This is a genomic window from Thermobaculum terrenum ATCC BAA-798 (assembly GCF_000025005.1).
Taxonomy (GTDB): Bacteria; Chloroflexota; Chloroflexia; order Thermobaculales; family Thermobaculaceae; genus Thermobaculum; species Thermobaculum terrenum.
This window is the reverse complement of record NC_013525.1, coordinates 1,591,557-1,609,312: the sequence shown is the minus strand read 5'-3', so window position 1 is coordinate 1,609,312 and position 17,756 is coordinate 1,591,557. Positions and strand designations below refer to the sequence as shown.

Genomic DNA, 17,756 nt, shown 5'->3' with positions numbered 1-17,756 from the left:
GTGTTCTAGCTCTTGCCCAACCTTTGTATATGCTCATCCAGTGTTCTTAGTCTTTCTTCCGCCGCCATGAGCTTGTCCCGTTCTCTTTGAACGACGTGCTCAGGGGCTCTGGACGTGAACTGCTCGTTTGAGAGCAGGTTGCGAACTCTCTCGATCTCTGCCAAGGTTTTGTCTCGCTCTTGGTTTAGCCTCTTTCGTTCCTCTTCTATGTCTATCAATCCTGTTAGAGGCAGGTAGACTCGAGTATTTCCTATAACTAGTGCTACTACATCTTCTGATGGCATGTCGCCCTCGGCCTCTATCCTAAGCTGAGATTGATCAACCCTTGCCAGCCTGCTGATGATAGGTGCCTGCTCCTGCAGGATATTTGTATCGTTACCTGCGATTATCATGGCGCTCACAAGTCGGTTAGTCGGCACATCTCTTTCAGCGCGAACGTTACGGATTGCTCTGATGATATCTGTCACGAGTTCATATTGCCGTTCTGCCTCGCTATCTGTATCTCCTCCCTCTGGCCAATTGGCTATCATTATGGATTCACCTTTATGTGGCAGGTAGTGCCACAACTCTTCCGTCACAAAGGGCATATATGGGTGAAGTAGTCTAAGTGCTCTTTCGAGGACGTATACTAATGTCTGTCTCGCGGCCCGTTTTGCAGGCTCATTATCTCCAGCAAGTACAACTTTTGTTGACTCTATGTACCAGTCACAGTACTCAGACCAGATGAAGTCGTAGAGTCTCCTCCCCGCTTCATGGAGCTGATAACGCTCCATCATGTTGGTAACGTCTCTTATGGTTCTATGCAAACGGCTGATGATCCACTTGTCAGCAAGTGTTGCATCCTCTGAGCTTGTTGGCAGTGGATCTCCATCAGGTCCCGTCTCTATCTGGCTATCTTCACAAGCTCGAATAACATAGCGGGTAGCATTCCAGATCTTGTTGGCGAAGTTGCGCATAGCCTCCACGCGCTGAATTCCCAGCTTCATGTCCGAACCAGCGGGAGCCGACGTTATGAGAGCAAACCTTAAGGCATCGCTTCCGTACTGCTCTGTGATCTCTGTAGGATCCAGCACATTTCCCTTTGTTTTGCTCATCCTCTGGCCTTTTTCATCTCGTACTGTGCCGTGGAAGTACACATCAAAGAATGGTACCTCGCCCATGAAGTGCAGGCCCATGAAGATCATGCGGTGCACCCACAGGAAGATGATGTCATATCCAGTTTCCATCACTGATGTGGGGTAGAAGTAACGCAGGTCATCTGTATCTTCGGGCCAGCCGAGCGTGCTCATCGGCCACAGAGCGGAGCTAAACCATGTGTCTAGAACATCTGGATCCTGTTCTATATGTGTGCTTCCGCACTTCTCACACCTTTCGAGCATTTCCTGATCAGTTGCCATAGTGTGCCCACAATCATGACAGTACCATATCGGTATCCTGTGTCCCCACCATAGCTGACGCGAGATGCACCAATCGTGCTCGTTCTCGACCCAGTTGATGTAAATCTGCTTGAAGCGATCGGGAATCATGCGCACGATCTCATTACGAACGACTTCGAGCGCAGGTTTGTTGAGTCTGTCCATTCGAAGGAACCATTGTTCGCTGATAATTGGCTCGATTACTGACTCGCATCGATCACACACTGCGACCGAATGGGTATAATCCTCTACTCTTACTAAGTATCCTTCTTCTTCAAGCCTGCGAACTACATTACGTCTGGCTTCCTGTATTGTTTGGCCCGCAAAGGGCCCTGCATTCTCATTAAGGGTCCCATTTAAATTCAGGATGTTGACTGCAGGTAGGTTATGCTTCTGCCCTATCTCGAAGTCGGTGGGATCGTGTGCCGGTGTGACCTTGACTGCGCCGCTGCCAAACTCGGGATCGACTAGCTCGTCCGCTACGATCTGTAGCTTACGTCCAATTATTGGTAATGTGGCCGTTCTGCCAACGATCCCTCTATATCGCTCGTCATCGGGATGAACAGCGACGGCTGTGTCTCCTAGCATGGTCTCAGGACGCGTCGTGGCAACCTCTATAAACTGGTCAGTACCATCTATTGGGTAGCGTAGAGTCCAAAGGTGAGACTTCACCTCTTCGTGATCAACTTCGAGGTCAGAGAGAGCTGTCATACATCGTGGGCACCAGTTGATCATGCGCTTTCCACGATAGATGAGTCCCTCGTCGTAGAGTCTCTTGAAAGCGGTGCGCACTGCTCTTGATGGTTCCGGATCCATTGTAAATTTAAAGCGGGACCAATCGCACGAGGCGCCAAGTATGCGGAGTTGCTCTCTGATCCGGCCTCGGTATCGATTCATCCAGTCCCAAGTGCGCTCCAAAAACTTCTCCCTGCCTAGATCGTGGCGTGTGAGCCCTTCGGCAGCAAGCTCCTTCTCTACTACCCACTGTCCTGCGATACCAGCGTGATCGGCGCCTGGCAACCACAGTGTTGGATATCCCTGCATCCTGCGCCAGCGCGTAAGTATATCCTCAACCGTGACGAAGAGTGCATGTCCCATGTGTAGCTCCCCAGTTACGTTGGGCGGAGGCATTATAATCGTGAAGGGCTTACGTGTGGGGTCTATCTTGGGCGTAAAGTAACCCTGTTTGTCCCACCAATCGTACCAACGTGCTTCCACTGCTCGCGGGTCGTAAGCCTTTGCCATCTCTTTCTCAGAGATCTGCATAATCCTCACCTCCATAGACAGTCCTTAAAACAAAACCGCCCACGCGTCCAGTGGACGGTGGGCGTACCGTGGTACCACCTCTGGTTCGGCATAGGAGCAAGCTCCTACACCCTCATTGCCGCTATAACGGGCTTGCCCGTCTGACCCTACTAACAGTCTAGTTGCTGTGTTCGAACCAGCGGCTCGCGAGCTACGTTCAGCGGATTGCTTTCCCACGACGAGCTCTCAGCCGGTGACTCGTCCTCTCTGTCTGGCGCTTGATCCGCTTACTCCTCTCGGTCAACGCCTTTGAATTTTTCGTGCTTCAATTCTACTTATGTCAGCAATGTATGTCAATGTATGGCTCATCCTGGGTTCTGAGTAGCTGGGTTGGCTTGTAGCCATAGAGCCAGTCGTCCGTTAGTACAATGTCATTTGCCTCTGATACGTGATTCTATCATGTTCCAACTCGGTGAGGGCGCCTGACCACTGGGTGACTTCCACAGGAGTGGCCTGCTGTCCAGGCATGATATTGTCCTGTTTCAGACTTACGTAGCTTTGCATATGTATGTAGATGTAGTTGCTATGTACTACGATTGCCTGAGCGATGCCAGTGTCTTCCTGGATGCGAGCGCCGATGCAGGACCACAGGGAGCAGCACGCGAGCATTGAGCTTCTATCTATCATGGACCCCTAACATGTGCCTGCCGAACGTGGCCTGTATCTGTGCCTGCATAAGCTTAAATTGGCTCCCTATGTTTGAGTCTGGAGACGGTCTGTCTTGATTGCAAGGCAAATTAGACATAACCAAACAGCATAATGATCATCTTCTGCGGGTCTCAGTACAACTACTATTTAGGTAGTTTTCCCCGAGCTTTCGGGTAGGGCCACGCCCAGTGTCGCTTAAAGCCAGAAGCAGTAGAGGGTTATTCTGACTAGGAACTGTTGCCTTTATATTCAGGTTTGTGTAGCTCGCATGCTACCACCTTGCCAGTGTATGAGCGAGCGCTGGTTAGGTTGGGCATCCTTGATCCATATTAAGCCATCACGCTCGATTGTCAGTGCTTGCATGGCTGCACGTAGTCGTTTTTCCAAAGGATTTCCTTGTCCTATAAATAATCTACGTCTAAGCTCTGCGAACGCCTCATCGGGGTTACCAATCGGTTGTGGTGGTTGGGGTGGCAGTTCGAGTATCTCTGGTTTAACTCCTAGTTCTATCAGGACATCTAATAACTCATCACGACATGGCAGTCGTAACCTTGGTTCCCCATAGATATATTCCCAAAATGGTGCTAGGGCGTTCTGTGGGGGATCAGTAAACACCACGACAGCAGCTCGTCTTGCGGCTTTCTGGTCCATCTTTCTCAGAAACGGCTCTATATCCTGCACTCCATAAGTGACGTGTGAAGCCAAGACTACCTCAGCTGGATCAACCTCAGCATTTTCCCAGCTTGTAGGTATGATCCTTATGTTGCGAATTCCACGATGGGAGATTTCAGCCTGGAGTACGGATTGCATAGCCTCAGAAGGTTCAACTGCGATCACCTCGCTAATTCTATACGAAAGCGGTATAGCTATTCTGCCACCGCCAGCTCCTACATCTATTACCTTTCCATATGGCCCAGCTAAGTCTGCTACTAGATCTATGACTAGATCATGCTCATCTTGCTTGGGGCGGAATTGATGTGCCCTGTGTTTCCAAATGTCTGCCGATCCACCCCCGTCTGTGCGCACTCTCTCTGCTTGTAGCCTTTCTTCCTTCACCATCCTGTTGTGTCTCTCAATAGCTGATTCCAAGGTATACCAACCTCCTATTTTTTGAGGTAATAGCTCCAGTTATTTCTCATCAGGGCCAACGGCTATCCCTAAGGGTTCAGTAGGTTTTATGGAGCTTGGCAGGTGGATTTGCCGCCAAGATAGGCCGGTGTCTTCGGACATATACAGTTCCTTGTTGCTTAGTGCATAGAAGGTACCTGCTCTAGATACATCTGCCACCAGCCTCCATACTATCGTGCCTATTATTGGTGGTAGACCCTGTGTAACCTTTTGCCATGGAGAATCTTTCTCACGCCTATATATGAAAGATTCTGCTACCCCTATGTTATGAGCTTTCCATGGAGTGCTCGCACCAGACACCACTACGATGTCGGGGTTACCTGAGTCCACAGCAAGTCCCCATAAGTAGTGGTGTTCTAATCCTTCGTTGGGTCTCTGCCATGTTAGACCGGCGTCCATGCTTTCGTTGTATCCCCTCCCAGGATTAGATACTCCATCTCCTGCTGCCGAGTACAGTTTATGAGGAGCTAACGGATGAGTTGCCAGGGTGTGCGAATCATAGGGTGAATCTGGCAGCCTGTCCTCCCAAGTATGACCTCCGTCTATGGTGCGAACCAGAGCTCCTGCTTCTACTGCAACGAAAACCCTTCCATATACAATTGGATCAGGTTCTATCCATTTGATATGGCTTGTAGATGGTTCGGGAGGAAAGCTCCATGTCGGAGCCGAAGGCAGGTCTCGAAAGCTAGTTAGCTCCACCCAGGATCTGCCGAAGTTTTCTGATTTGAACATGGCACTTGGATCTGTTCCAGCATATATTACTTCCCTCTCTAGAGGACTGACAGCTAGTGCAGAGATATAACGAATTGGTTTCTCTCCGGAGTATACAGATGTAAGGCTACCTATCCATTGCCAGGATCTTCCACCGTCTGAAGTAATCCAAAAACCTGAGCCTTTCACTGCACAGAAGGCTCTTCCCGGGATCAAGGGATCAGAGCAGATAGCTGTTGCTACATCCGGCAGATGGTATTGGCTAGCATGCCATTCTTGAGAACTTTTTCTTAAGAGAGTTATTACTGTATTTCCCGTTGTTAGATAGATCATTAGTCATTCTATGCCACGAATGTAGAGGTTTCTCTAGTCACTATTGAGTATAGTGCCTGATTTGGGAAACACAAAAATATTGAAAGGCGATTTTCTAACATATAAAAGATATGATCGTCAAAATGTTCTGTGACTGGAGGGCACCATGAAAGATATTAGTAACAGTAAAGCTGCGCTAGCACTTAGGATCATATTAGCTGTATTGTTGGGATTGACTTTTTCAAGTCCTGTAGTCGCAGCATCTAACGGTGATGCAAGGGGACAAGACCAATTTGGTCTAAGAGACTATGCAGTACGTCATGTTCTTAGAATAGGCACGGCGGTAGATGTAAATGCATTACAGAATGAGGAGCAGTACAGGCAGGTATTGGCTAGAGAATTCAATAGTGTTACTCCAGAAAATGTCATGAAATGGGACACCATTGAACCCGTACGTGGCCAGCTGAATTTTGAGCCTGCGGATCAACTTGTAGATTTTGCTCGGCGGCATGGGCAGATGGTGAGAGGGCACACACTCGTCTGGCATAGCCAACTGCCCAGCTGGTTGACAAATGGCAACTTTACCAACCAGGAGCTGGAGGAGATACTCCGACAGCACATCTATGATGTTGTAAGGCATTTCAAGGGCAAGGTGTACTCTTGGGACGTAGTGAACGAGCCGCTGAATGAAGATGGCACCCTAAGGGATACCATATGGCTTAGGGCTCTTGGCCCGGACTACATAGCCAAAGCTTTCCGGTGGGCGCACGAGGCTGATCCTCATGCCAAACTCTACATCAACGACTACAACATCGAGTGGATCGGGCCTAAGAGCAATGGGATGTATGAGCTGGTGAAGAGCCTCAAGGAAGCGGGTGTGCCTATCGATGGCGTGGGCTTCCAGGGACATCTCGGCATACAGTACGGATTTCCTGGGGATATTCAACAGAATATGCAGAGATTTGCTGATCTAGGATTGGATGTAGCTCTGTCTGAAGTGGATGTGCGCATGATTCTACCTGTTACCCAAGAGAAACTTACCACGCAGGCTGAGTATTACCGTCGGCTTATGGATGCTTGCCTAAATGTGCGCCGCTGCGTATCTTTCACAGTATGGGGATTCACGGACGCGCATTCATGGGTACCCGGATTCTTCCAGGGACAAGGTGCGGCCACTATATTTGATGAGAATTATCAGCCAAAACCTGCTTACTTTGCTTTGAAGGATGAACTTACTGAACGTTCAGGTCGACCTCAGGGCAAGCACTATAGGACCGAATAATCATAGTTATCTTCTTTGTTCTCTCCCCTAGGTGCAGGTGATCACCTGCACCTAGGGTTTTTTGTTTACGGTTTACGGTTGGAATGGATTAGAGCGGTTGGCTGCAATGCAGTACCAAGATGTAGCTCCAATATGTAGGGATGCGTAGTAACTATAGCCAAATCCTGTCTGGAGACCATCGCTACTAGCTGCTACTATGCCTTTGCCATCGGTGTTCATAGCTTTTTCTTGTGCTAGTCGTATGTATTGGATTAGTAATTCCGATTGCTCCAGATCCCGTGCGGCTCCACGACGATTGAGCGCTAATGCCAAGTGAGCCGTACCTTCGAACCAAACTTTACTAGTATCTGCATTGCTAAAGCTCACGCCGCGAAATATCGAATCCTGAGCTGCTAGGTTTTCTGCTGCCCAGTCTATGGATCGCTGGAGGTGAGGGTCTTGGATAGCTAGATAGCTCCACGTTTGCACATCCTCAGGTATAGGGTAAGTATTAGTGGTGGTACCATCGGTCCCGGTGCCAGTCCAGAAAAAGCCACCTTCCCCATTCCACATGGATATGATGAAGTCATAGGCATGGTCTGCGGCATTCTTCCAGTTGATATTGCCTAACATGTTATATAGTGACCTGAAGAGTGAGTATGCATCTATATTGTGCTCCGTAGATTTCCATGTAAGTACGTTGTTGGCTGCATCAACACCTCCCATGTATCCACCAGCGCCTCTTGTGTCATAGGTGTTCTCTAATATCCATGTTCCAATACTCTCAGCACCTTGGAGAAACCTATGGTGCTTAGTAGTTAAGTACAACCATAAGAAGGCTAACCCAGTCCAGGCCTGATTGCCGGTGGCGCTACCTCCTTGCCCCCAGCGGTAAGCAATGTTAGGTGTACCGTCCTCCAGAAGTAGTTGGGATGGTTCATAAGCATCACGTACCCTGCCATCTGCGGCAGGATCGTTTTCTTGCACATATAGCAGAGAATCACCTAAGACAGTCGCTCGCTTCTTATCTTTGCCTAGTCCTCTTGATAAATAGGCAATTATGGCTAATGCATTGTCATAAGTGAAAGCCGGGTCAAAACCTATACTACCTAGGTATCCTCCTTTATAGCTTTGTATAAGCCTAAGGTGGTCACCACGATCGTAAAGATCCATCATTGAATCAATAAAGCTGTAGGCTTTATTAAGGGAACTCTGCATGCTCCAACTCGCTGAAGCTTTACCCCAGGATGTAAGAGTTAGCGAGGCGGCGGTAGCTACGGACAGTTTAATGAATTGTCTTCTATGCATCATCTATCTCCATTTAGTTGCAGCAATAATAAACAAAGGATGCATAGATGTTAACCTAGCTGACGGATTTCAACAAGGGATGTTGCCTGGGACTGTGGTGTACAACTATACTCTCCATCAACGATGTTAGGAGAATATTGTTGACCGATGAAGCCTTTTACTTTCTTATTGGTCTTGGCCCTCCTTATCAGGGTGGTGCTGAGGCAGCTGATAGCACCGCTAAATCAGGATTTGGCATTCGGGATCTATATAGCGTCCTCTTACTTTATATTGCCAATTATGGTTTTCAGTGCTAGGGATAGATTGGAAAGCTTCTTCTTGCAGTCAGGGGACTTACGTGGAGCCTTGGTCGAGGGCTGCTTACTCTTACTGCTGGCTCTAGCCGAAGGAGTAGGTGAAGCCTACTTACTGCTAGGAGGCGTATCCTTTTTGCCTCTAGAGGCGGTACCAGTTGTGTTATTAAATAGCTTCTTTACAGCTGCACTCATAGAAGAAGTTCTCTTTAGAGGGTTTCTCTTGGGTTATTTATGTGAGATCGGTATTGATAGCAACTGGGCAATAGTACTACAAGCGGCCATTTTTGCTGGCGGACACCTAAGATACCTCTTAGGGGGTAGGTGGTGGATGCTCATAATAGTGCTGACTTGGGGACTTATTTTTGGATGGCAGGTGCTGCGCCACAAAACAATAGCAGGTACTTTGCTGGTACACACATTGAGTAATACCATAACCTTCTTACTTATAGGCGGGACTGTCCACAGCCTGTAATAATCGTTTATCTATGACTTCTAATAGCATCTATATGTTGAGGTATTGGAGCGGAGAGAATCTTATCCGCCACCTCTCTAGCCGGTATCAGAGATCTTATCTCCGCGGCCAAAGATGTATCTGGACAGGAAAGCCCGAGTCTGTTGAACCAGACACCTCTTATACCTACTCTTGTGGCACCGATGATATCCGTTTCCCATACATCTCCCACCATAACAGCCTGGTGTGCTTTGCATCCGGCTACGTCAAGTGCTGCGTGGAATATTTCAGGTTCGGGTTTCGGAACCCCAACTTCTTCCGAAGTCACCATGAAGTCTATGAGATGATTCAGCCCACAGCACAGAAGCTTGTCACGCTGCTCCTGAACGAAGTTGTTCGTTACTATCCCAATCTTGACACTCTGACGTAGATGGGATAGAAGTTCAGAAGCTCCTTCCACCGGAGTTCTCAGATCTAGATAGAGTTGTCGGTATTCTGTTGCGAATTGTTCAGCTTCTTCTCTATCTATTTTGTTTCCGCACCACTCTACGAGTAGTTGGAAACGAATTATACGTGACTCTTCCACGGACATTTTGCCACGAAGCACATCTATCCAAATCTCCTCCAGGAGCTCGGAGTATCTGGCCTCAAGCTCCTGGAGGGTCCTGGTCCGTAGTTCCTTATGCTTTTTCCTTAGCACTTCAAGTGTTCTTAGAGTAGTGCCCCTATGATCAAATAGAGTATCGTCGAGGTCAAACAGCACTACTTTTGTATCTGATCGATTATTGCTCAACCTGCAATATCACTCCTTCATTAGCCCTTAAATTGACTTCTCTGCTAACTTTCTCTCCATGCCTGTCCATGTGCGTTGATAGCACCACTTGGCAGGGTATGTCACCCAGCTCTGTGTATGTCTGTTGTTGATTCCCTAGGTTAAGTAATACAATAAAGCGCTGTTGACCATATGCTCGCTCGTATGCTATCAGATCGCCATTGCGAGGTAGAGATTTGTAACTTCCCACATGTAATGCAGGCTCAGATCTTCTTAGCCCTATAAGTGCTCGATATAGCGATAGGAACGATTTAGGATTGTTTCTCTCTACCTCTACGTTATATTCTTTGTAGTCGTCGGCAATAGGCAACCATGGGGTACCGGTTGTGAAACCCGCATTGGGGCCACTGTCCCATTGCATCGGCGTTCTCTCGGGATCTCGGCCAAGTCCAAGTCCCGGGAATCTCTTTGCTGGAGGGTCTTGAACCATGTCTGGTGGGATAGGAACATCTTTCATTCCTATCTCATCACCATAGTACATGGTGGGAGTGCCTCTAAGTGTAAGAAGCAGCATTGCAGCCACCCTGGCTTGATCTCTGCCAACTCGACTGGCAATTCGATGGTTGTCATGGTTGCCTAGTACCCAGTTAGGCCAAGCGTTTTCTGGTAAAGCTTTCTCATAGGCATCTATTGCGTGGAAGATCTCATCTGCATTCCAAGGAAGGAGAATGAGCTGGAAGTTGAACGGCATGTGGGCACCATCGCCGTGCTCTCCGTAGTATTTCACCAAACGCTCGACTGGCAAGTAAATCTCGCCAATGATGACCCTTTCTGGATACTCATCTGCCACTTGTCTAATCTTTCTTACAATATCGTGTACCTCAGGGCGATCAGTATTGTAGACCGGTAGGTATTTCATCTGAGCTTCGGCCATCTCTATGATCTCCTGAGGAAGCTGAACTCCCTCAGGCAAGTTCTTCAGGTAAGCTCCTGGCTTGTAGTCAGGGTTGATGGGGTTATCCCGAAATTGATCGTCTTTTATGAGATGCCACATCACGTCTACTCGGAAGCCATCTACCCCGCGGTCAAACCAAAACCTCAAAGTATTTAGCATGGCCTCCTGTACTTCTGGATTTCTCCAGTTAAGGTCTGGTTGTTTTGCTAGAAATGCGTGGTAGTAGTATTGCCCTGTGCGCTCGTCATATTCCCATGCACTTCCCCCAAACACACTCTGCCAGTTGTTCGGTGGACCTCCGTCTGGAGCAGGATCTCGCCATATGTACCAATCGCGCTTGGGGTTATCCCTCGAGGACCTTGACTCAATAAACCAGGGATGCTCGTCAGATGTATGATTTGGTACCCAGTCTAGAATAACTTTGAGCCCTTTTGAGTGAGCTTCTTCCAACAACCTGTCGAAATCATCCAGCGTCCCGAATATTGGGTGAATGTCGGTATAATCAGCGACATCATAACCAAAATCTGCCATAGGAGAGGGGTAGATTGGCGATATCCAGATGGCATCCACCCCTAGCCATTCTAGATAGCTTAGTTTGCTAGTTATGCCTGGTAGATCACCTATACCGTCACCATTACTATCCATGAATGACCTGGGATAGATCTGGTAGATAATACCCTTTTGCCACCAAAGATATCTCTTCTCTTCGCTGCTCATTACGGTTCTCCTACCTATCTTTCAGGCTTCAAGATTGAGCCATTTCACTTCTTCTGGGGTAAGCTCGATTTCCAGAGCCTTTAAGGAAGAATGGGTTTCAGATAGTGCCCTTGGTCCTATTAGCGCAAATGTGGGAAAGGGTTGAGATAGTACGTAGGCGAGAGCGATATTTATTGGTTCTACTCCCTTTTCCCTGGCTAATTGGTTCACACGCTCCAGACGACGGAAGTTGTCCTCGCTATACCAGCAACGTACTAATTCAGGATCTGAGAAGTCATCTGGACGAGCCCGGCCTGTAAAGAAACCACGAGCCTGACTCGACCACGAGAACAGTGGCATCTGATTCCGCTCGAACCATGCTCGGGATTCTGGGTCAGATGACGAGATGCATCCTGCCCAGGGTGGCTCTATCATCCTGGCAAGGCTGAAGTTGTTGCTCACTGCTGCAAATCCTGTCAATCCATGCTCTCTCGCGTACTTGTTTGCCTCTTCTACCCTCTGTATAGTCCAGTTTGAACCTCCAAAAGCTCTTATCCTACCTGCTCGAAGGTGCTCGTTAAGTACCTCTACAAATTCGCCTACAGGTATTTCGGGGTTGTCTCGGTGCATAAAGTACAGATCTATATAGTCTGTCTGCAGCCTATCAAGACTTTCCAGCAGCTGTTTTGTTAGGTTTTCCGGATCACAATAAGGAGTATGAGCTCCCTTTCCTACGATAACTACCTGCTCTCTAATGCCCCTGTTCTTCACCCACTGTCCAAGCAGCTTTTCAGATAGACCTCCCATGTATATGTAAGCCGTATCGAAGCAAGTCCCACCTCTTTCAAAGAAATCATCCAGCATAACTGCTAGGTGGGGCATGGTGCGTTGATTGTCCACACCCATTACTAGCCTCGATATAGGCTTATCTATACCTTGAACGTGCCCATATTTCATCTTGTTATCGGGGCGGACCCTCAGGGGGCGTCCGTGGACTGGGAGCGTATTTGCTTCGGGTCTCTCGCTGTCGTAAATCATGCCTATTTGTTCTCTCCACATATCGAGCGTACGCATATTCCCAAGAGAATCTTCCCAGGTCATAGCTGGAGAAGGAGCCTGCCTGTCTTCTATGTGAGAAGCGACCGTATCTGCCTCGATGGCATAAAGCGGGCTACCAGGATCAACTACGATCTCTTCTGGAGTGCTCTGACCCTTCTTATATAGGAATATGCTTGTGGGTTCGCCGTTTGGTCCCGGAATCCATGGCTCAGGTATATGTATCCATCCATCTGAGCCGTAGATTCTGACTCCGTCCTCCTGCTTAACCCGTACTCCCGTGGCGAGCTGAGCTATGATTTCTCCGGGAAACTTCAGCACTGCGGCTGTATACTCGTCAACTCTGGATTCTTCGCCGATATGCCCTACGGCCTTGAGCTCTATTGGGTCCGCAAAATCTTTCCCCAGGGCTACACCGGCTATAAGTCGTGCCATTGATGTGCAGTAGCATCCAACATCTAGGATACCCCCACCGCCAAGATCTTGCCTCAGTAGCCTGCTTCCTGGATTGCTTCCTGCATCGAAGCTGAAAGTAGCCTGTATCGTTCGAACATTGCCAATGGCACCATCTCTGATCATATCAACTACTCGAGCAGTCTGAGGATGGCATCTGTACATAAATGCTTCCATCAGAAAGACATCATGTTCCTTAGCTGCTTCTACTATTGCCATAGCTTCAGCGTGGTTCAATGCAAGAGGCTTCTCACAGAGTATGTGTTTGCCGGCTTCAGCTGCTCTAATAGCCCATTGGGCATGCATAGGGTGTGGTGTGGCTATATAAACTGCTTCTACCTCTGGATCAGCGAGTAGCTCTTCATAGGATGCGTAAGCCTTGGGAATGTTAAACTCTTTGGCAAACCTACTTGCGGATTCTTCTGACCTGCTGCCGACAGCAACAAGCTTACCCGAGACCGAGTCCTGCACGCCCCGTGCGAATATCCCAGCTATACGTCCAGTGCCTAATATTCCCCATCTGAGTATCCTGCTCAAGATCTACCTCCTCTGACTTAGTAAAGGGACCGCAATCGTCGGAACTAAGCAATACTATAACGTATGCTCCAAGTACAAGGTAACTGATATTGGGTTCAGACTTTACAGCTGATGGATTGTGATTTCGAGATTTGCAAAGGAGTCCTAGGAGCTTCTTTTTTGTTTACTTAAAAGGTTGAATCCGGTGTGGTATCTGTTAGTATCTTGTATAAGATGTCTAGGATGATTGTGGATGGATACAACGTCATAAGATGCGATCCCTATTTGAGATCTATAGAGAGAGATGGAGCTGACAAGGCTCGACTACAACTAGTACAGCTACTTGGCAAAGCGTCCAAACTAGCCGCATATCAAATAGTAGTTGTTTTTGATGGTCCTCCATCTAGAGGGTTTAAACCCAATAATAAGGTGAAGGTAATATACTCCGGCCGAGATTCGGCAGATGATTTGATAGTTAACATGGCTAAGTCGGACGATTTAGTGGTCACCAATGACTCTCAGTTACGTGCTCGAACTTTGCAAAGAGGCCCGAAAGTCTGGTCAGTAGAGAAGTTACTAGACACTATTAGACCAAGATCCAGGGGGTCCAGAAAATATTCTCCTCAGTCGGATCCCAAGCCATCTAAAGCCGGGGTATCCAAACTTCGGTCCTTTTCCGTATGTAAACAGTGTATCTTCTTCACCCGCGATGATTGGATCATGTTATGTGTTGAAGACCTAGAAATAGGAACTCCTAAGAATTTTCGAGACCGGTGGTAATCTAAGAACTTGCGTGCTATAATCCCCATGTATCGCTCTAGGAGGGGACATATATGCCAAAGATTACCGCTTCTGAAGCTCGAAGTATTCTTACTCCTCAAAAGGTGGGAGCTCTTAGTGGTAGCTATTCCTATAGTCTGAACCCGTATCGTGGTTGTGCCTTTGGATGCTCTTATTGCTATGCTAAGGAATTTACCCATGACGACCAGCTTGAGGCTTCCTGGGGCAAGTGGGTGAGACCTAAGATAAATGCTCCTGAGCTAGTCTATAAGTCATCCCGAAAATTGGCTTTCGCTTCTGTGTTTATCTCTTCAGCGACTGATCCTTATCAACCAATTGAGAGGCAATATAGGCTGACTAGGTCCTGTCTTGAGGTTATGTTGTCTATGTTCCCAGGCCCTAGCAAGATACATATACACACTAGATCTCCTTTCGTTGTGGACGATATCGAATTGCTGCAAGCCTTTGGAGACAGGCTAGAGGTCTATATGAGCATAACTACTGATAACGACGAATTCAGGAAGATTTTTGAACCTCATGCCCCCTCGATTCATAAAAGACTAGAAGCGTTGCATGCGCTAAGGTCGGCAGGGATAATTACAGGCGCCTCCGTTTCCCCTCTGCTGCCCTGTAACCCATATAACCTGGCCATGTTGCTATCAGGCGTTGCAGAGCGTGTGTACATAGATACTATTCGTTTCCCCAAGGCAAAAGGATATGGCCTAGAGCTCTATAGGCAGCACTATTTTGATCGATTCCTCGATAGCTCGTACTTTAAGTCCGTAGTAGAAGCCTTCGTGGATACATTGGGGGCTGAAAGGGTGCACTGGCGTAGCCGCCTAGAGATAGATAAAGTTCGCTCGTAAGTATATACTTGCCCTCGATGGGAACTGTATACCTTGGGGATAATTTATCTTTTCTCAAGAAGCTGGCTAGCGGATCTGTTACTCTTGTTTATGCGGACCCTCCCTTTCGTACTAATAGGATCAGGGTTGATGAGAACGGAAAATACAATGATGTCTGGCAAGGCATAGACCACTATCTTGAGTGGCTAGCTCCGAGGTTGTGTGAGATACATAGGATCTTGTCTGAGGACGGTACATTTTATCTTCATCTAGATCGACGAAGTGTACACTACGTCCGTTTGTTAATGGACGACATTTTTGGAGCCAATAACTTTCAGAACGAGATTATATGGCACTATACAGGAGGTGGGAGAGGATCTCGCCATTTTCCCCATAAACATGACAATATTCTCGTGTATCACAAAACTAGAAAATATAAGTTCAATGTTGATGCGGTTCGCGAACCATATGCTAAAACCAGTGGATACGCGCGGTCAGGTATACGCGCCCGCTCTGGTAAGTTTTACTCTCCGCATCCGTTAGGAAAGGTCCTAGATGATGTTTGGTTCATCCCTATAGTTAATCCCCTCTCCCCTGAAAGAACTGGTTACCCGAGCCAGAAGCCGGAAGAACTGTTGCGCCGCATAATTGTCGCCTCGAGCGATAAGGGAGATATAGTACTGGACCCATTTTGTGGTTCCGGCACTACCTTAGTGGCTGCTCATAAGCTTGAGAGGCAATGGATAGGGATGGATTCGTCTCCGGAAGCTATTTCTATATGTATAGAAAGGCTGAAAGCTATCGGTGCTTCAGTTCAGTTAGAGACTAAGCCCTTCGAACCTCCATTAGAATATGAAAGAAGGGGGTAGATACTCTACCCCCTTCTGGCTGGTCTTTGGAACCTGATGTTGCTTTCGCCCCTAGGTCGTTGCCGGGGCACTCCTGGCGGACTGATAGTAAATTACCAGGAATATTACCGCCGTTACCAGATGCAATATATGATCCGGCATATTCATGGGAATAAGACCACCAAAATCTACACCTATAATTCCGAGTATGAAGAGGAGTGCATAGATGATTCCTACTACTAATGCATAAGTCCTGGAAGCGGAGAAGTTTCGGTAAACTCCTAGGCCTATCAGTCCTATCACTAGATGTGCGATGCTGTGGTAAAGATTGATTGCGAAGATACCAAGCAGATTACCTGATAGACTTTCAGGACCTAAGGCGTTAGCTGGAGGGTTACCCGTAATAAGGGCAGGAATGAACCCAGCTATGCCTACTATCGTATAGATGATTCCAAAGACCAATGCCAATGTTTGAACGGGAGCCATGATTTCACCTCCTTCCCGTTTTTTTGAGGGTTAAGACCCTCTAATGAAGGAGTAGCACTAATCGTGCCTAATAGCAATATCTTGCTCTAAATTGTTTGCTCCCATGGCCTTGTTAACTATGTATGCTGAAAGTAGGAGAGTAGAGCTTAGAAGGTGTAGTGCATCTTGAGATAGATCTAGAGGTAGATATCCACCTAGAGTCGGTATACGCTGATTTGCTTGTCCAAATATGAACAAAGCTGCGAGAAATAATCCACCATAGAGGCAAAAGTTTTGGGAAGTCTTATAACTCTTCGAGCTGGCTAGGGCTATTGTGCCGATTAGTAGGTGGAGTATCGCTAGATAGAGATTCGTAGCTAGTAATCCGAAAAGGTCTCCTGCAAGTGGCCCTTTTATGCCCCAGGGGCCTTGTTTTATCAGCGGTGGCATTAGTTGGAGAAGAGATAAAGTTATGTACCCTGCCCCTGAAAGCAAGCTAAGGATCCAGCATAAGATCACAGCCTATCTGTACCTCCTCATAAACTCCCTCAATGCCTGTCTATAATACGGATGGTATGGTGCATAGGCAAGGGCCGTACGTAGATCTCTCAAGGCTGCTTGGTTATTCCCGATCGCTTCGTACGCTATAGCACGACCATAGTAAAGCTCAGAAGAAGCAGGTATAGTTTGAAGAGCTTGATTTGCCAGCGATATCGCCTGCTCGTGTAAACCTAGCTCGTTGAGCAGGTAAACGGGCCAGGGCATATACCAGAGTGCTCTTCTTGGCAGTCCTAGTGATAGGGCTTTGTTCCACGCTGCGTACGAGTCTTTGTATCTTTCTGAGTAGTACAGTTCTCTACCAAGGTTCAGCCACACCCAGGGGTCCTGAGGTGCTTGCCTAACGGCTTTTTGAGCCATGTCCAGCTCTGATAATTGGAGTCTCTTTCTAGGCAAATCGTAGCTATTCCTTATCTGTTTTACGATCTTAGCCTTACTGGGTGGATAGATTGCTATATAGATTCTTCCTCTTTGTTTCCATAGGTTCAAGAAATAGTCGTAAGTCCAAATCAGGTCTTTGCCAAGGATGGAGTCTTGTATAACAAAGGTACGACTTGTCCTGTTGTATCCACTAACTACTCGAAAGTGGTTAATATCAGACCCTATCTTAAATGGCTGCAGGACTATCACCGGGATGTTGTTAGAGATAAGAGCCTCTATAGTTCTCAGCGATCCGCTATAACCTACATCTCCCTGGAGACCATACTCGATCTTTGAGAAGTTAACCATCTCCAGGCCAGAAACAGAAACATCATCTCTACGAGGGCGAAGCTTGTTGGCAGTGTATGCCTGGCTTAATCTAATTCCATAGAACCCAAGTACCATATTCGTGGTAACTGGCCCACAATTGTTTTCCCATTGCTTCTGATAGGGAATGCCACTAAGATACCACGAGTTTGGAATCCTTTGCAGGGGAAGTGTATTGAGATCTCTAGTCTTTGGCTTGCTGATATAGCTGTCAGGCATAACTAGTGCTC

At 47.6% G+C, this 17,756-nt stretch carries 16 protein-coding genes and 1 other annotated feature; of the genes, 5 read left to right on the top strand and 11 right to left on the bottom strand.

Going from position 1 to position 17,756, the window contains the following annotated elements; genetic code table 11:
- Positions 1-5: 5 nt before the first annotated feature.
- The 4 genes from TTER_RS07545 to TTER_RS07530 all read right to left on the bottom strand — a co-directional run bounded on the left by TTER_RS07545 (position 6) and on the right by TTER_RS07530 (position 5,396).
- Positions 6-2,681: a valine--tRNA ligase gene (locus TTER_RS07545; RefSeq protein WP_012875424.1), complete on the bottom strand. Its 2,676-nt coding sequence runs from the start codon at positions 2,679-2,681 to the stop codon at positions 6-8.
- Between the two features lie 47 nt (positions 2,682-2,728).
- Positions 2,729-2,973: a binding site (T-box leader), on the bottom strand.
- 107 nt (positions 2,974-3,080) lie between these two features.
- Positions 3,081-3,347, bottom strand: a complete 267-nt coding sequence (locus tag TTER_RS07540; RefSeq protein ID WP_012875423.1) for a hypothetical protein — start codon at positions 3,345-3,347, stop codon at positions 3,081-3,083.
- A 270-nt stretch (positions 3,348-3,617) separates the two neighbouring features.
- On the bottom strand, positions 3,618-4,457 hold the full coding sequence (locus TTER_RS07535) for a class I SAM-dependent methyltransferase (protein ID WP_012875422.1): 840 nt from the start codon (positions 4,455-4,457) through the stop codon (positions 3,618-3,620).
- Positions 4,458-4,496: 39 nt separating this feature from the next.
- On the bottom strand, positions 4,497-5,396 hold the full coding sequence (locus TTER_RS07530; RefSeq protein ID WP_148211918.1) for a WD40/YVTN/BNR-like repeat-containing protein: 900 nt from the start codon (positions 5,394-5,396) through the stop codon (positions 4,497-4,499).
- A 289-nt stretch (positions 5,397-5,685) separates the two neighbouring features.
- Here TTER_RS07530 and TTER_RS07525 point away from each other — a divergent pair, with 289 nt between their 5' ends.
- A complete protein-coding gene (locus TTER_RS07525; RefSeq protein ID WP_012875420.1) occupies positions 5,686-6,801 on the top strand; it encodes an endo-1,4-beta-xylanase in 1,116 nt (371 codons plus the stop codon).
- A gap of 72 nt (positions 6,802-6,873) precedes the next feature.
- On the opposite strand, the gene TTER_RS07520 is transcribed toward TTER_RS07525, so the two are convergent.
- Entirely contained in the window at positions 6,874-8,091 is a 1,218-nt protein-coding gene (locus tag TTER_RS07520; RefSeq protein WP_148211917.1) for a hypothetical protein, read from the bottom strand.
- A 144-nt stretch (positions 8,092-8,235) separates the two neighbouring features.
- Here TTER_RS07520 and TTER_RS07515 point away from each other — a divergent pair, with 144 nt between their 5' ends.
- Positions 8,236-8,856 (top strand): CPBP family intramembrane glutamic endopeptidase, encoded by a 621-nt coding sequence (locus tag TTER_RS07515; protein ID WP_012875418.1) that lies wholly within the window; start codon positions 8,236-8,238, stop codon positions 8,854-8,856.
- A 7-nt stretch (positions 8,857-8,863) separates the two neighbouring features.
- On the opposite strand, the gene TTER_RS14755 is transcribed toward TTER_RS07515, so the two are convergent.
- Genes TTER_RS14755 through TTER_RS07500 form a run of 3 tightly spaced genes read right to left on the bottom strand, consistent with a single transcriptional unit; the run spans position 8,864 to position 13,304 of the window.
- Positions 8,864-9,628 carry an HAD family hydrolase gene (locus tag TTER_RS14755; protein WP_012875417.1) on the bottom strand — a complete coding sequence of 255 codons (765 nt, stop codon included), beginning with the start codon at positions 9,626-9,628 and terminating at the stop codon, positions 8,864-8,866.
- Positions 9,618-11,279, bottom strand: coding sequence for an alpha-amylase family glycosyl hydrolase (locus TTER_RS07505; protein WP_012875416.1), 1,662 nt, complete (start codon positions 11,277-11,279; stop codon positions 9,618-9,620). Before TTER_RS07505 ends, TTER_RS14755 begins: the two co-directional genes overlap by 11 nt.
- A gap of 21 nt (positions 11,280-11,300) precedes the next feature.
- Positions 11,301-13,304: an aldo/keto reductase gene (locus tag TTER_RS07500; RefSeq protein ID WP_012875415.1), complete on the bottom strand. Its 2,004-nt coding sequence runs from the start codon at positions 13,302-13,304 to the stop codon at positions 11,301-11,303.
- Positions 13,305-13,526: 222 nt separating this feature from the next.
- On the opposite strand from TTER_RS07500, the gene TTER_RS15365 reads away from it, so the two are divergent.
- The 3 genes from TTER_RS15365 to TTER_RS07490 are packed head-to-tail and all read left to right on the top strand — an operon-like array spanning position 13,527 to position 15,777.
- Positions 13,527-14,063, top strand: coding sequence for an NYN domain-containing protein (locus TTER_RS15365; RefSeq protein ID WP_169302648.1), 537 nt, complete (start codon positions 13,527-13,529; stop codon positions 14,061-14,063).
- 53 nt (positions 14,064-14,116) lie between these two features.
- Positions 14,117-14,929: an SPL family radical SAM protein gene (locus TTER_RS07495; RefSeq protein WP_012875413.1), complete on the top strand. Its 813-nt coding sequence runs from the start codon at positions 14,117-14,119 to the stop codon at positions 14,927-14,929.
- A 17-nt stretch (positions 14,930-14,946) separates the two neighbouring features.
- The gene (locus TTER_RS07490; protein WP_012875412.1) at positions 14,947-15,777 is read left to right on the top strand and encodes a DNA-methyltransferase; all 831 of its coding nucleotides are present in this window, start codon (positions 14,947-14,949) and stop codon (positions 15,775-15,777) included.
- Between the two features lie 51 nt (positions 15,778-15,828).
- Here the strand turns inward: TTER_RS07490 and TTER_RS07485 are convergent, their stop codons facing one another.
- The 3 genes from TTER_RS07485 to TTER_RS07475 are packed head-to-tail and all read right to left on the bottom strand — an operon-like array spanning position 15,829 to position 17,745.
- Positions 15,829-16,242: a DUF4383 domain-containing protein gene (locus tag TTER_RS07485; protein WP_012875411.1), complete on the bottom strand. Its 414-nt coding sequence runs from the start codon at positions 16,240-16,242 to the stop codon at positions 15,829-15,831.
- Positions 16,243-16,299: 57 nt separating this feature from the next.
- Positions 16,300-16,716, bottom strand: coding sequence for a DUF4383 domain-containing protein (locus tag TTER_RS07480; protein ID WP_169302647.1), 417 nt, complete (start codon positions 16,714-16,716; stop codon positions 16,300-16,302).
- 27 nt (positions 16,717-16,743) lie between these two features.
- Complete coding sequence (locus TTER_RS07475) at positions 16,744-17,745, bottom strand: C39 family peptidase (RefSeq protein ID WP_041424418.1); 1,002 nt, start codon at positions 17,743-17,745, stop codon at positions 16,744-16,746.
- Positions 17,746-17,756: the final 11 nt, after the last annotated feature.